This is a genomic window from Lentisphaera marina, from assembly GCF_028745505.1.
In the GTDB taxonomy this organism is placed as follows: Bacteria; Verrucomicrobiota; Lentisphaeria; order Lentisphaerales; family Lentisphaeraceae; genus Lentisphaera; species Lentisphaera marina.
The window spans coordinates 1,592,708-1,607,482 of record NZ_JAQZZL010000001.1 but is presented as its reverse complement, the minus strand read 5'-3'; the positions used below and the strand labels follow the sequence as shown (position 1 = coordinate 1,607,482).

Sequence of the window (14,775 nt, the reverse complement as noted above, 5' to 3'; positions counted from 1 at the left end):
GTTCATTATCATAACGAATCAATATAAAAAAAAATACTAAGGTTTTCATGCGTTTCATTTTTATCATTCTTTTTACTTTGTGCTCCTGTGACCAAGCTGGCATGTTTTACACGGCGCCTAAAGTAAAAGCCAAATCGACTCAAAAAGTCACAGTAGAAGCCCCCCCTAAGGAAGAAGAAGTTTATAACTCACTTCAAAGCTTCATGATTGCTCCTCAGCAGCCTCACGCATTACCAATGGGGGAACGCAACCCAGAACTGCACGGTAACACAGCTTCCCTACTCTGGACATCCAAACACGCCACTAAAGACCTCGGTTCCGATATTATTAAGTTGGGGTTGAGTAGAAAAACTTTACAAACACAGGGTTTTGATGTTAATAAAAACATCACCTTAACGGAAATCGCCAAACACCCTATTTATAAGAAAAGTCTCGATCTTCCCTATCGTTTAGCTTTTTTCTGGGCACACGGCAAAAACCTCTTTAAATACTATAAGCCCAGCAAAGACGAGGAGCTCTACCAAGAGTTTTACGACTTCACCGTCTTTCTACTGAAAAACTATAATAATTCAGGTAAAACCTTCATGATTGGCAATTGGGAAGGTGACTGGCTTATGGGAGCTAAAAACGTTGATAAAAATGAAGACATGAGTCCTGAACTCATTCAAAAAATGGCCAACTGGATGAATATTCGAGGTAAGGCAATTGAAGATGCCAAAAAGGCTGTGGCTCATAAGAATGTGAAAGTGTATTTTTATGCGGAAGTCAATCTCGTTCGTTTTTCACGTACAACTGGACTCAAACGCATGACCAACGGCGTTCTTCCTCTTTGTAAGCACCTGGATTATGTTTCCATCTCAAGTTATGAGACTCAGGGCATCTCTGCTTGGAGTAGCCCTCATAGTGAAGAATCACTTAAAGCAGACCTTTACACGGATCTTGACTATGTAGAAAACCTATTACTTCCGCGCCCCGACATTAAGGGTCGCCGAGTTGGCATTGGTGAAATTGGTTACCCTCTAGTCTACGTCATGAATTCCTACAAAGTCAAAGAGGCTGAAGCTGAACTCATTCAGGCTCGTCTCGCATTGCTTTCAGCGCAAGTTAACCTGGAATGGGGCACTCCCTTTTGGCTCTGGTGGGGCATTCACCACAACGAAGAAAATCCTCTTAAAAAATATGATGATCATAAATTCAAAGGTTTTGGTCTCATTGATCAAGCTACTGCCCATAAAACTCGCCTGTGGTATGAATTCTCCGAATATAATCACTGGGCTTCTCAGCAAAAAAATATTGGCTCAGAAAACTTTAGACTAAACGCCGTAAAATGGCTTAAAACACGAGTAAACGAACTAGAAAATGAGATAACTAAAATACAGCAATTAATAACAACCTACTGAGATAGCCATGAAAAAGTAAATATCGCTTCTAGTACTCACCTGCTTTACATTATGTGCTGAGGATATTCTAATGATCGAGAATTTAAATTAAAAGATAAATTCTGGACTCTTAAAAAGACAAAAGAATTCGATAAAGCTGTTCACCATTTCTCCGATAACCTTTTTTCCATTAAAACCACAAATCATTCGGAAAGTTCTAAACTTATACTTTTAACAAAACTAGACCTCAAAGCGGATGAAATGCCTGGTTTGAGCTCAACGCGCTGCGTTCCATGCCACCTGACCCAGATTTATATCACTATTTCCATCGTAAAGACTTGATGATTGATATGAAAAATGAGGTCATTTTTTTTTTGCTCACGCTATTAAGGAAAACCTGAAATCGAGCGCCTGGTAAAAGTTTCCAAAGCTCAAAAGTACCGAATCGTCGATACCATAGCAGCAGTATTTCAAAGCCCGGCAATTCGTTAAGAACTTTCGAGCTAAATGTTATAACATTTTCTCAACCTGCTGTCTCTCTTCAGACTTGGCATACGTATAGGTGTGGCAAAGGATTTTTTAAAATCCGAACTGCTGATTCTCAATCAGTTTTAGCAGACAAATCAACCTTTAATAAGACTTTGAAAAAATCACTTAAAAATGAGAAAGAGCTAAGCATTTCATGAGCGAAGAATTTGATGATGATTCTTTTGGGATTTTAAGCCCGGAAGAAATGAAAAATATTCAGGAGGAATACAGGAAACAAAAGTTAAAAGAAACTTTAACGGGTCCAATTATTTCGACCTTCATCCACGTTTTACTTATTATCGGTGCCTCATTTTTCAAAGGTGAGACCAAGCCACCCAATGCCAATGTCGAAGTTACGCAAAAAATGGAAGAAGTGGTAGAAGAACCACCTCCCCCGCCTCCACCTCCACCTCCGCCTCCAGAGCCGGAGATGAATGAGCAGGCAGAAACCATCAATCCTGAAATTACTGAAGTTGTCGATGTAACAGAAGATACTGCCACAGAAGTCGACGAAATTACCGATGAGCCTCCTGCAGCTGAAGTCTTTGACGAAGTCGAGCTCATGTCAGATGTAAAGCCTTCTACGTCCCCCTTAACGTCTGCAAAGATGTTCAGCTCACGATCTCCCAATGCCAAAGCGAACGCGGTAAGAAAGTACGGTGGTTCTTCTGGTGCCCAAAAAGCCTTGGGGAATGCATTAAACTGGCTCGCTAAAAATCAGAACCCCGATGGGACTTGGGGACAAGGACACCCTGAAGCAATGACTAGCTTGGCAATCTTAACCTTTCTTGCCCATGGGGAAACAGGTAAATCAAAAAATTACGGTAAAGTCGTTAGCAGCGGTATTGCCAATCTTGTTAAATGGGGTAATTCGGGAAATTTCCCCATTGGTAGAAACAAGACTAGAAATGTTTATGAACATGCTCTAGTTGCGTATGCCTTATCAGAAGCTTTTGCAATGACTGGTAGTTATTCAATTAAGCCGGCAATGAATAAGACAATTAAATTCATTTGTGATAAACAGCATGAAAATGGAGGTTACATGTATGGCTATGCCACTAAAGGTGACTCAAACTTTTCAAATGCCTGTTGGAACTGGCAGGCCATGAAAGCTGCAAAAGTTGCCGGCTGTGATGTTGAAGAGCTTCCAGGAGCTATCGAAAAGTCAATTGCACACATGAAAAAATTTGCTACATCTACTGGTTTCTACTACAGGTTACAATCAAAAGATAAACGTGACCCTTCTATGCGTGCTGTAGGTGTACTCTGTATGCAGTTATTAGGCGCTCAAGATGACCCCATATGCAGAAGACTTGGTGACATTATGATTAAAGAAGACCTAAAACTTCTTGGGTGGAATCATCATGGCAGCGTAACAAAGCCTGCGGCATTTTATCTTTACTGGATGTATTACATGACTCAGGCCATGTTTCAAAGAGGTGGCAGTGACTGGAAGAGTTGGAATAACCTTTTTCAAAAACACTTGCTTGAAAACCAGCATCCCGATGGCTATTGGAACAGTCCTGCAAAGGGTGTAGAAACAGATCGCTTTTCCATGGCTGACATTGATGATAAAGTTTATTCAACGACTCTTTGCGCTCTGCAACTAACCGTTTATTACCGTTACCTTCCGTCATCAGTCATTAAAAAATCTTCTGGCAAAGCATCGACTGCTAAGGCACAAAAAGTCAATTCTGGTGAAGAAGTCATAGATATATTTTAAGAAATCAAAAGTAGAATAGGACTTTTAGTAAGTGAATAAAATCATCATGTTTTTAATTATTGGTCTAAGTTTTTTTGCTTACAGCAATGATTATCCTAAACCAAAGTTTAAAAAACAAATCAAAAAGTTTACTGAAGCGGATACAAAGAATCCTCCCCAAAAGGGACAAATACTTTGTATCGGCAGCTCCAGTATTAGGATGTGGCACGAAACTATTGATCGTGACCTGCACCCATTAAGTCTTATTAAACGAGGCTTTGGAGGAAGTATGATGAATGAAGTTCTGCATTACTCTGACAGCATTGTTATTCCCTGTAAGCCCAGAGCTATACTCCTCTACGAAGGAGATAATGATATTAGCAAAGGAATTGATGAACAGAATATACTCAAGGCCTTTGAAAGCTTTGTTTCAAAAGTTCACACTGAGCTACCCGATTGCCGCATCTATATCATCTCGGTCAAACCAAGCATAAAGCGAGAAGCCTTATGGCCAAAGCAACGAGCATTAAATAAAAAGCTAGAAACTTTTTGCGAGACAGATGCAAAACTTTTCTATCTGGATATTGCCAGTGTACTTCTTAATGAAGATGGTTCCATCAAAAAGGAAATGTTTATTGAAGACATGCTGCACCTCAATGAACAAGGATATAAAGCCTGGAACTCCGTCATTCGCCCGACGCTAATTAGAAATGAACTTAAGTACGAAAAATTGTCAAAGGCTAAAAAATGACAAGAAGAATAAACGTTTTACTAATTCAATTCCTAATTTTAAAATCAGCATTTTGTACACAAATCACTGTTGATTTAAGTAAAACAATTAAGTCTGATCTCAAAGCCGGAGCGGCTGGCGCTAATCTCTGCTGGTTACTAGCTTCAGAAAAAAAGCATGAGCCGGAAATTTCACTGCAATCAGCGCTTCAAAAAATGGGCTGCGGTTCACTGCGATTCCCCTATGGGGCACTGGCTGACAACTACCTCTGGCATAGCCCTCCCTTTGCGAACACCGCAAAGGGTTTAAGACCACGAGTTGCAACGATGAATCGTACTCCCGGGAAATGGAACTGGGCGGTGAACCCCGATGGCAGTTTCAAAGATGCCATGGACTTTGATGAATACATGGATCTTTGTAAAAAGAACAATGTTAAGCCTCTGGTAGTGGTTAATGTTTTATCAGATAAATTTCGCGATAGTCTGACTTATGAAGAACTCAAACAAAGCGCCGTAGAGTGGGTGAGATATGCCAAGAAGAAAGATTACAAAGTCGCCTACTGGCAAATTGGCAATGAAGTCGACCATCATTCAAAACGAAAGTTTTTCACTCCAGAAACTTACGCAGCACGTTACCGGGATATAACTCTTGCAATGAAAGCTGCGGATCCCGCTATAAAAACAGGTCCCGGACTGATTGGGCACCTCAAATACTTCTGGCAGCTCATGAGTATTGCACCCGAGCAAGTTGATTTTGTCTCGGTTCATCAATACATGTTTGGTCGTAAAGATACATGTGGTACTTATGATAAATGGAAAGAAGATACGGCAAGTTACATCCCCACCGTTGAGGCTATGCAAAGAGCTATTTCAAAATCCCCTAAACCCAATCTAAAAATCCTCATCACCGAAACTGGAGTAACTCCTGCTAACGAGGATTTGGGCAAGATCAACAATACCTACAAAGCGCTTTGGTGGTTCGAGGTTCTAATGAACGAGATCTGTATACCAAATGTCAGTTACACGTACTTTTGGGGAGCCCACACCGCTTGGTACGGAAAAGAAGAACCTGAAGTTGACGTAGGAACCCTATTGACTCGAAAAAATAGCCCTAAACCAACAGGTCACATTAATACATTAGTCAACCGAGCCCTGCTCGACCGAATGGTTCTCACTCAACGCCAAGTGGGAAATGTACGCACTTATGCCAGTGCCTCTGAGTCCGGTAACCGACTAAATATTTTTCTAATGAACAAAGACGACAAGCCAAAGAGTATAAAGCTTTATTTAAAGGGAGATTCCGAAAAGAAGCGAAAATTCAAGCGTATAATATTCAAAGGAAGTTTCCCCGAGGATCGTTCTCCAACAGTTAATAATGATGGAGAAATTGTAGCCATTAATCAAAATTTGGCAATCAACTTAGCACCACATTCTCTTACTGTACTGGAGCAATTTTAGCCCTACTGTCCATTTTTTACATATGGCTTCGAAAAAGTAAGCATTATTAACCATTCATCTTCAGGTATTTTTCATGTCTCGATTTTCTTTAGCTTTCATTTTTCTTTGTAGTTCACTGAGTGCATTGGAAACACAAACCCTGACCAAAGGAAAAGTCTTGTATCAAATTCATACATTTCATTTTCTATGCTTTGTTCAGTTACTGCAGGACCACCATGTTTAAAGACCTCCCAGGAATGAACACAGTTAAGGGCAAAAACTTTTAGACCGGACGAAAAGGATTTTTGAAAGTACTCGTGTGAAAGGACTTCCTTTAGAGTCATTTTATTTTTGAGCTGCCAGTCAGAGTTATAAAAATAGCTCAATGCGTTTCCATCTTGGTCAATTTTAGACTCAGGAACAAAAATCTTGATTATTGAGTATCCGAGTTTTTGCGTTTTTTGAACACCTTCAATAAAAATTGGCTTATTCGTAAAATGGTATTTGGGAGCCGCCAGCGAAGTCCCAATTGTACCTTTCCATTTTGAGGGAATAGATTGTAATTTGGACGGCTTGAGTGAGTGCAAATTATCTAAATTGAGCTTTTTAAAAGTATCGGCATTTAAGCCAACACTCATGAATAATGCGAAAATCAGAAAATAGTATCGAAACATATATACGGGCTTTTTATGATCTATATGAAGATCTTTTTCTCAACTTTTTTAGGTTTAATAACGCCTGGGTTTTTATTAGTTTCTTTCTCAATTTCAGGTGCTACGATCTCGTCTTCTGTAACAACTTGAGTTTGCTTTTCTTCCTGAATTACAGGAGTGACTTCCTGTTTCTTTGCATTCTTTGATGCAAGTAATTCCTGCTTGGACTCCTGCTCTTTTTTCTTAGTTTCGCGTTTAGCTTTAACTGCGTCGCGTTTGGCCTTCTCTTCTTTAAGATACTCTTTCCACTCCTTAGGAGAAAGACTAGCTTTTTTCTTTTGTCTTTCTTCAGCAGCTTTTTTGTGCTTATCTTCTGCATGGATTGAAAATGCAGCAAAAATCAACATAAAGATCACTAAGTTTTTCATATGGTCACCACTCTTTTATTGCTTGTCGTTTTTTTTTGAACGTTTATTCGAAGACTGTTTATCAGATTTCATTGCATCAAGTTCACGGGGGGCTGGTGCTTTGACTTCTTCATGGAAATTCAGTAGTTCCTTAAATTAGGAATGTTTTCCGGGTTTTTCACTTTCCGCTCCCTCTTGCTGAGCTTTATCTTTTTGTGTTTCTCGCAAATCTTTCTCCCCCTTTTGAGCCTGCTGTTTTGCTTTCCGTGCCGCTTTATCCTCTTTACTTGATTTTATACGAATATTGGATCTTGGTCCGGGGATTTCATTATCAGTGATAAAAGCTGATGCAGGAATCCCATCTTTATTCATTAAGCTAAAATTGGATCCGCCTTTGTCCTCTGCTGCGCCTTCTTTACTCTCTTGGACAGGTGGATTAGCATTAAAGAGGTAGCGCACATATTTGGGATTGTTGACGGCTTCACAAGTCACCACAACTTCATCCCCATTAATGACAGCTTTAGCCTTGTGGTACTTCACATCTTCACCGGCGAGCTCGAAATACTTGAGCTCTGTTTCGCCATTGCGTTCTTTTAGACCTGAGCCCACATATTTAAAACTGAGGCGAGCCGTGTTAGTTGAGTAAGTCACTTTGTCTAAGAGTGGTCCAGAGTAAACTAGATCTTTGGCTAGCTCACCTGACTTGAGCTTTGTGTCAGGATAGTTCTTGGCAAGTGCAATTCCCGCCAGGCGATCACCAGCTAATTTCTTATCTGCAGGGTGTAGCCCCGGTCCCTGCTCCCAAAATATCGCCATCCCGGTATTCTCGGTAATCTCAAGTGCACGGCGTTGACGATCGCGAACCCATGGGAATTCATAGTTACGCAAGTGAATATCTGTAGGAATTTGAACATAGTAGAAAGGGAATTTACGCGTTTCAATTCCCGCGCGTTCACCCCAGTCCTTGCGCCAGCTATCAAGAAAATGAACTGTTAGCTGATCATACTCCAGAGCCGTATTAGATTTGGCATTTCGTTCGCCCTGATACCATACGGCGCCACGAATAGCGTAAGGAATAACTTCTTTTAATTTATCATTATATTGATAGCCTGCTTTACGCTGTTTCTTGGCTTCTTCTCGCCAGCCTTCCGGAATATTCAAAGCTTTTCGCGCCACTTCTGCATCTTCGGGATTCATCCAGGCCTGCATCGGAGTCCCCCCATTATGGCGCGTGATAAGCCCAATAGGTACATTTAATTCCTCATAGAGGTTAATCCCAAAGTAGAAAGCAACACGAGAGAGACTTTTTGCTGATTTTTGATCAATGGTATCCCAGCCTTTGTTACCTTTACCATTGAAGCGTATCTCGCTGATTGTCTTTTTATCATATTTTGCAGGAAAAGGGCTTTTGTCTCCAAAGCGACCCGCCATATTAGACTGACCGGCACAAAGCCAAACTTCGCCAACGAGAACATTGTTAAAACTCAGTTCGTTTTTGCCTTTAACGGTAAGAGTTTGACCCTCTTTTGAAGTTTGGAGTGGATCGAGAACAACTTGCCATTTTCCATTCTCACCGGTAACTGTCGATTTTTCCTGATCGGCAAAACTCACAATCACCTGCTCTCCTGGGTCAGCTTTGCCCCATACTGGAACTGGAAGTTCGCGTTGCAGGACCATACCTTTCCCAAACATCTTGGACATTTGTACATCGGCCGTCGCACTTAAAGAAGCTGCAATCGACAAAAGAATTCCTAATTTCTTCATTTCATGACTCACTGTTAAATTAGTTCATAGTTGGGAGTTTAAGGCTACAGAAGCCAAAACCCTGATTCTTAAATACCTATGCGTTGAGAGTCATGTAAAAAAGACAGAAGTTTGGGGAAAAGTATGAAGTTAATTCATTCCAATATCTGTTTAATGAGACTGTCTACGACTTTATTTAAGATCTACACTAATGACATCGCCAGTCTGCGTTGGGAAAATGTATAACCCCAAACTGACCTTTTGTGGTGTGAGTTCAGTCCCATTGATCGAAAGTCTCAACTCTGATTTCGAGTGAATGAAACAGGTATTCCCTTTTAAAGATTTGATTTGAGCTTTATGCAAGTTCCCGTTTTGCCAGTCTACATCTACTTCAAAAGCACCGCGAGCACGCAAGCCTTTCACCGAACCATTCTTCCAAACAGCTGGTAAGGCAGGCAAAAACTCTATGGCTCCCGCGTGAGACTGCAAAAGCATTTCTGCGATCCCCGCAGTCCCGCCAAAATTGCCGTCAATTTGAAAAGGTGGATGATTATCAAACAAGTTGGGCAATGTTGATTTTGTAAGTAAAGCCAAAAGGTTTTCATGGGATTTCTCACCATTATTCAAGCGTGCAAAGAAATTGATAATCCAGGCACGACTCCAGCCCGTATGGCCACCACCGGAAGCCAAACGCGTATCCAAGGTTTTTCGCGCTGCCGCAGCCAGTTCCGGAGTTCGGGCAGTGCTGATTTCATTAGCCGGATATAATCCATAAAGATGAGAGATATGACGGTGACCTGCGTCAACTTCCTCTAGTTCCTGGGCCCATTCCATAACACGACCATCCTTGGCGATTTGTGTTGGTGTCAGCTTTTTAAGTACCTGCTCGACTTCTTTGCGGAAGTCTGTGTCGATATCCAAAATCTTAGCACTCTCAATGACATTCTGAAACAAATCGCGCATGATCTGATGATCCATAGTTGGTCCCATGGTCAGGTTAGCGGTTTTACCGTCAGAAGTTTTAAACTTATTCTCAGGAGAAGTCGACGGCCCCGAAACGAGTAAGCCAGTTTTGGGGTTTTCCACTAACCAGTCCATGCAAAACAAAGCTGCGGATTTCATGATCGGATAAGCCTTTTCCTTAAGAAATTCTTCATCACCATTAAAGGTATAGTGCTCCCAGAGGTGACGGGAACACCAGGCACCACCCACTGGCCACATGCCGTACTGCGGCTTGCCAATGAGACTGGCAAAAAACCAGGCATCAGTTGTGTGACCCGCGGTCCAACCGCGACATCCAAAATTCTTTTGAGCGACTTCAGCTCCACGCTCCTTAAGCCTCTCCAATAAGTAAAAAGCTGGCTCGTGGCATTCGCCCAGGTTAGTTGTTTCCGCATGCCAATAATTCATTTGGAAGTTGATATTAATATGAAAGTCTGAATTCCAGGCGGGTCTTAGGCCATCGGTCCAGATTCCCTGAAGGTTTGCCGGCAGAGTTCCAGGGCGAGAACTGCTAATCAAGAGGTAACGACCATATTGAAAATACTGCTCAAAGAGCTGAGGATCATACTGACCTTTGATCAAATTAATGAGGCGTTCGTCTGTGGGTTTATTGGCTACTGAACTGGCACCTAAATTCAGGTCCACACGTTTAAACAGTTTTTGATAATCCTGAACATGCTCAACTCGAGCTTGATTAAAACCTTTTTTAATGACCTTATCAAGCTGACTTTGACAAGTTGATGCCAAAGCTGTATCACCATAATAATCACTTGCCGCAGTCAAAATCAAGGTCGCTACATCGGCGTTTTCGATGCGTATTGAGTCTTCACTTTGAATAAGCTGACCGCCTTGATGTAGAACTCGTACATGGGTTTCAAAACTCACACCCCTATCTGCGCTTGGAAACTGCTCAATAACTTTTCGTCGGCTTGTGCGAGCCTGAGACTTTAAAACTAAGCTTCCATTTTCGAGTAACCTTACTTGGCTGACTTGGGGTCGACTAAGACTGGCAGAAAAATTAATTTTACCTTTTTCACTACAAGTAAATCGGACATAAATGGCTTGATCAACTGCCGATGAAAAAACTTCACGAGTGTAAGTCGCCCCCTCAAATTCATATTGAACTCGAGTGATTGCCGTGTTGAGATCTAAATCCCGACGATAGTTGTTTACTTCTTTGCGATTTGGAAAAGTGAGTTCCAAATCAGCCATCATCTGATAATTATGCGTTCCCCTGCCCAAACTGGTGCCCAAGACTTTATCTTCAACAACTTTTTGAGCTTCCACATACTTTTCTTCAAAGAGCAATTTTCGAGCTTCATCAACTCCAGCACGAACGTTTGGCTTATCTCGGTCAACAGGCTCACCTGACCAGATCGTATCTTCATTTAATTGCAGCCATTCCTTATTGATGCCTCCATAAACCATCGCACCAAGCCGACCATTGCCAACTGGCAAAGCCTCAACCCACTGGCTTGCAGGCTGACGGTACCAGAGAGTCAAATCATTATTAGGTGCTTCTACTTTACCAAGAACTTTAGATTTTGAATCAAAAATAGCTTGCGCTCTTGTATCATTATTGCGGATTTTGAAATAACTGTGCTCTTTTTTGCTTTGACGATTTTTGCGTTCAGCCTGAGTACTCAATGAGATTAAACATAGAGAACTAACAAGTATTAAGGAAAGGCTTTTTTTAAGGCTAAGGAAAGAGCTCATGCTTTTTTCTTCTTTTTAGCGCGTTTACGTTTTTGAGGCACATCTTTTAACTCTGGATCAATCCCAGGAAGCCTCCAGCGAGGGTGAGTCGTATGCTCTTTCTCCATGATTTCTTCCATCCGCTTAACGATTTCCGGATACTTACCAGCAAGGTTTTTTTCTTCGCTTATATCAGTTGTTAAATCGAAGAGTTCGGTCTTACCCTTGAGGCCATTCTTACGGTAAGCCTTCCATTTACCCATGTGAACGGCCTGCTGCTTACCTCGCTCATAAAACTCCCAATAAAGGTATTCACGCTTCGTTTGCTTCTCACCTTCACCTCGAAGTGTGGGCATGATGGATATACCATCCATTTCTTCGGTAATGGCTTTAGCTCCGGCATCGGCAAGAGTTGGCATTAAATCGTACTGAGCTGTAGGTAAATCACACACACTGCCCGCCTCAATAGTACCCGGCCACCAGGCGATGAGTGGCACGCGAATACCGCCCTCATAGAGATAGCGTTTATACATTCGCAAAGAACCATTTCCTTTAAAGGTATCGGTTTTTAAGTAATAACTGTCTTCGTCGCCATTATCACTCGTCCACATGATTATGGTATTATTCTGTATGCCTAATTGCTCTACGGCATCAATAATTCTACCTACATTACGATCGTGATGAGTCATGAGTGCACAATACACTTTTTCACGTAGTGTCAGCTCTTCATATTTATCATAGCCAGCCATGTCCGGTACGCGCATACCACCAGGCATGCCCCCATGAGGAACGGTTGACGCCAGATAAATAAAGAAAGGTTTCTTAATTTCGGTATTCTTTTTAATAAACTCAATAGCTTTGTCAGCATAGAGATTTTCTGTAAAAGTTCCAACGCCTGGTGGCACAACACCACCCGAAGTGTTTTTATTCGAGGGGATAATTGTCCCTTCAAGTAAGTCAGGCCTATTTTTGGGGAGTTCGATTTGCTGACCATTTTCATAAATGTGATGGGGGTAATAATCACGGCAGTCAAAATGACTTAAAAAACCAAGCCAGTAATCAAAACCATAGCCCGTAATTGTTTTGGGTTTTTCTGATCCACCGGCGCTCAATTTTCCAAATCCGGCAGTAGCATAACCGGCATCGCGCGCCACACTACCGAGCATGGGATGCTTGGGCGGCCAAAGTTCAACAGGCGGTTCTTTGCTATTGGCTCGCCAAGCAGCATTGCCAGGGTGTTTCCCCGACATGAGGCTACAGCGCGAAGGGCCGCAAACCGCATTGCCTGCATAAGCACGAGTGAATTTCATTCCCTCTTTTCGCAAGCGATCCAAGTTGGGGGTTTTTATTATTTTTTGGCTGACTTCGTCCATTTCATAGCAGGGAACTTTTCCGATCCCCCAATCATCAGTATTGATGTAAATTATATTGGGCTGAGTCTTCTCCGCCATTACTGAATTTGAAAAACTGATCACTGCAAAAGTGCTTATAAAAAGGCCCAGCATACTTCTACTGTGTGAGAGTTTAGTGAATTTTAATTTCATTGATAAAACTTTTGTTTATTTATTAAAGGCAGGAAGAATTCTCTCAGGTGCCAAGTCCAGCATGGGCCCGCCACCTTTTATTTTAGCAGTGGAAACCACGACTAAATCCATTTCAGGATAAATCAAAATAAATTGTCCGGCTGCACCACGACAGGAAATACAGCTCACTTTTTTGCCACCTGAACGTTTACCTCCAATTTCTACATCCTTGTTCCAAATGAAGTAACCATAGGCTCCATTATGCTTGCCGGGCCAAAGGGCAGACATGGCCTTTTCCATATATTCAGTCGGAATTAATTGTTCCCCCTGCCACTTGCCTTTTTGCTGCATCATCAAACCAATCTTCAACATATCGCGAGAAGTCATTTCCACCCCTGCGGCAGCTCGAGGCAAGCTATTTTTATCTTTGGGCCATTTGTAGTTAGTAATTCCCATTTTTCCGAAAAAATCATTTTTAATAAACTCAAACGAAGAGTTGGGAACAAGAGTATCTAACACTGTCATAGCAATCGTTGGATCTGTCCCGCCGTACTGCCATTCTTTTTTGATCGGCTTACTACTGGCAAACATGACTTCGACCATCTTTTGCCCCTTGAGTTTCTGGCCTTTACTGACTTTTTTATAAAGAGCGTTGTCCTTTCTAATACCCGACTGGAGATTGAGCACTTCCGCAAGAGTGACTTGATCAGCGCCATCACAAGCTTTGCTTTTGTCTACTTTTGTCAAAATATCCAGAACGGGCTTATCTAGGTCCGTCATTGAAACATGCCCCATTTCCATCGCACGTCCAAGAGCCAAGGCCGTTAGAGATTTTGTAATCGACATGACGATATGCGGGTGATCGACTCTGCCTTTATTGAAATAGGATTCAAAAACCAGCTTTCCCTTGTGAGCAATGAGCAGACTGTCAAATTTCTTCTTGGATTCACTAGCCATTTCTTTTGCGAGCTTCGCGATCAACGCTTGATCACCACCATCAAGGCCTAATTTGCCAACTGGAATGCCATCACCCAAATCCTTGGGCGCATAACTAAGACTAACTTGAGAGCCGGACGGCTGCGTTGACTCATCATCAGTACTGGATTTTTTATTAAAATCGGCGACTTCTTCTTTTAAGCCATTATCCGTATTTGAAGAATCAGCCAATACAGGCGTCGACATAAAAGCAGCTGTAAGAAGCATGGGCAATATTCTATATGATTTATGCATAAACCATCCTTTTTTGTTCTCAGGTTAATATAAACTTAAATATTAATGATCTTACTCTGCTCAGAAAACCATTTATATAATTCGGCACTTTTCATAACCGGCATAACTATGTCATGAGCTTTATCTGGATAAGTCGTAAATATTACGTTCTCAGCTTTGAGTTTTAAGAGCTCATCTACTAAAACTTTACTCTTTTCAAACTTTACAGTTTTGTCTTTTTCTCCATGAAAAGCCCATATATTAAGGTCTTTAATTTTGGATACTTGGGGATTTTTACTGCCACCGGATATGGGAGCTATAGCCGCAAAGGTATCTGGACTGGCCATGGCCCAATCCCAAACACCAAAGCCCCCCATACTAAAACCTGACAAGTAAATTCGATTGGAGTCCACTTTATACGAATTTTTTATATGCTTTAGAAGAAGATCCAGATCATTACTATCCCACCAACCTTTACCTTTATCAGCCCATGAACACTGTGGTAATACCGTTAGCATATTGTACTTGCTAGTATTTTTATGGATAAGTTTAGCCATACTCTTTAGATTATTGATTTCCTTCCCTCTCTTTCCAATACCATGAAGAAAAATAAAAAGAGCCTGTGGTTTAGTATTTTTTGATTTTGAAATCAAAAATTTATGATTCAAGCATTTTGTTTGAGCATGTAGTTCTTTTGGCATTTCACCTACTGTAAAATCAGCAAAAGCCTGAGTACAAATAAATATAATTAATAAATAATATCGCATG

At 41.4% G+C, this 14,775-nt stretch carries 11 protein-coding genes; 4 read left to right on the top strand and 7 right to left on the bottom strand.

What is annotated here, in order from left to right:
- The first annotated feature begins 47 nt into the window (after nt 1-47).
- From PQO01_RS06665 to PQO01_RS06650, 4 genes are all read left to right on the top strand, one after another.
- Complete coding sequence (locus PQO01_RS06665; protein ID WP_274313254.1) at nt 48-1,400, top strand: hypothetical protein; 1,353 nt, start codon at nt 48-50, stop codon at nt 1,398-1,400.
- A gap of 661 nt (nt 1,401-2,061) precedes the next feature.
- A complete protein-coding gene (locus PQO01_RS06660; protein ID WP_274313253.1) occupies nt 2,062-3,630 on the top strand; it encodes a prenyltransferase/squalene oxidase repeat-containing protein in 1,569 nt (522 codons plus the stop codon).
- A gap of 31 nt (nt 3,631-3,661) precedes the next feature.
- The gene (locus PQO01_RS06655; protein WP_274313252.1) at nt 3,662-4,360 is read left to right on the top strand and encodes a GDSL-type esterase/lipase family protein; all 699 of its coding nucleotides are present in this window, start codon (nt 3,662-3,664) and stop codon (nt 4,358-4,360) included.
- Nucleotides 4,357-5,796: a hypothetical protein gene (locus tag PQO01_RS06650; RefSeq protein WP_274313251.1), complete on the top strand. Its 1,440-nt coding sequence runs from the start codon at nt 4,357-4,359 to the stop codon at nt 5,794-5,796. The genes PQO01_RS06655 and PQO01_RS06650 overlap by 4 nt, the downstream gene beginning before the upstream one ends.
- Before the next feature lie 95 nt (nt 5,797-5,891).
- Here the strand turns inward: PQO01_RS06650 and PQO01_RS06645 are convergent, their stop codons facing one another.
- From PQO01_RS06645 to PQO01_RS06615, 7 genes are all read right to left on the bottom strand, one after another.
- On the bottom strand, nt 5,892-6,413 hold the full coding sequence (locus tag PQO01_RS06645; protein WP_274313250.1) for a hypothetical protein: 522 nt from the start codon (nt 6,411-6,413) through the stop codon (nt 5,892-5,894).
- A 56-nt stretch (nt 6,414-6,469) separates the two neighbouring features.
- Nucleotides 6,470-6,856 (bottom strand): hypothetical protein, encoded by a 387-nt coding sequence (locus PQO01_RS06640; protein WP_274313249.1) that lies wholly within the window; start codon nt 6,854-6,856, stop codon nt 6,470-6,472.
- A gap of 135 nt (nt 6,857-6,991) precedes the next feature.
- Nucleotides 6,992-8,599 (bottom strand): sialate O-acetylesterase, encoded by a 1,608-nt coding sequence (locus PQO01_RS06635; RefSeq protein WP_274313248.1) that lies wholly within the window; start codon nt 8,597-8,599, stop codon nt 6,992-6,994.
- A 171-nt stretch (nt 8,600-8,770) separates the two neighbouring features.
- A complete protein-coding gene (locus PQO01_RS06630) occupies nt 8,771-11,296 on the bottom strand; it encodes a glycoside hydrolase family 95 protein (protein ID WP_274313247.1) in 2,526 nt (841 codons plus the stop codon).
- Complete coding sequence (locus PQO01_RS06625; protein ID WP_274313246.1) at nt 11,293-12,819, bottom strand: arylsulfatase; 1,527 nt, start codon at nt 12,817-12,819, stop codon at nt 11,293-11,295. Before PQO01_RS06625 ends, PQO01_RS06630 begins: the two co-directional genes overlap by 4 nt.
- A gap of 15 nt (nt 12,820-12,834) precedes the next feature.
- A complete protein-coding gene (locus PQO01_RS06620; RefSeq protein ID WP_274313245.1) occupies nt 12,835-14,028 on the bottom strand; it encodes a serine hydrolase domain-containing protein in 1,194 nt (397 codons plus the stop codon).
- A gap of 35 nt (nt 14,029-14,063) precedes the next feature.
- Nucleotides 14,064-14,774 (bottom strand): carboxylesterase family protein, encoded by a 711-nt coding sequence (locus tag PQO01_RS06615; RefSeq protein WP_274313244.1) that lies wholly within the window; start codon nt 14,772-14,774, stop codon nt 14,064-14,066.
- Nucleotide 14,775 lies beyond the last annotated feature (1 nt).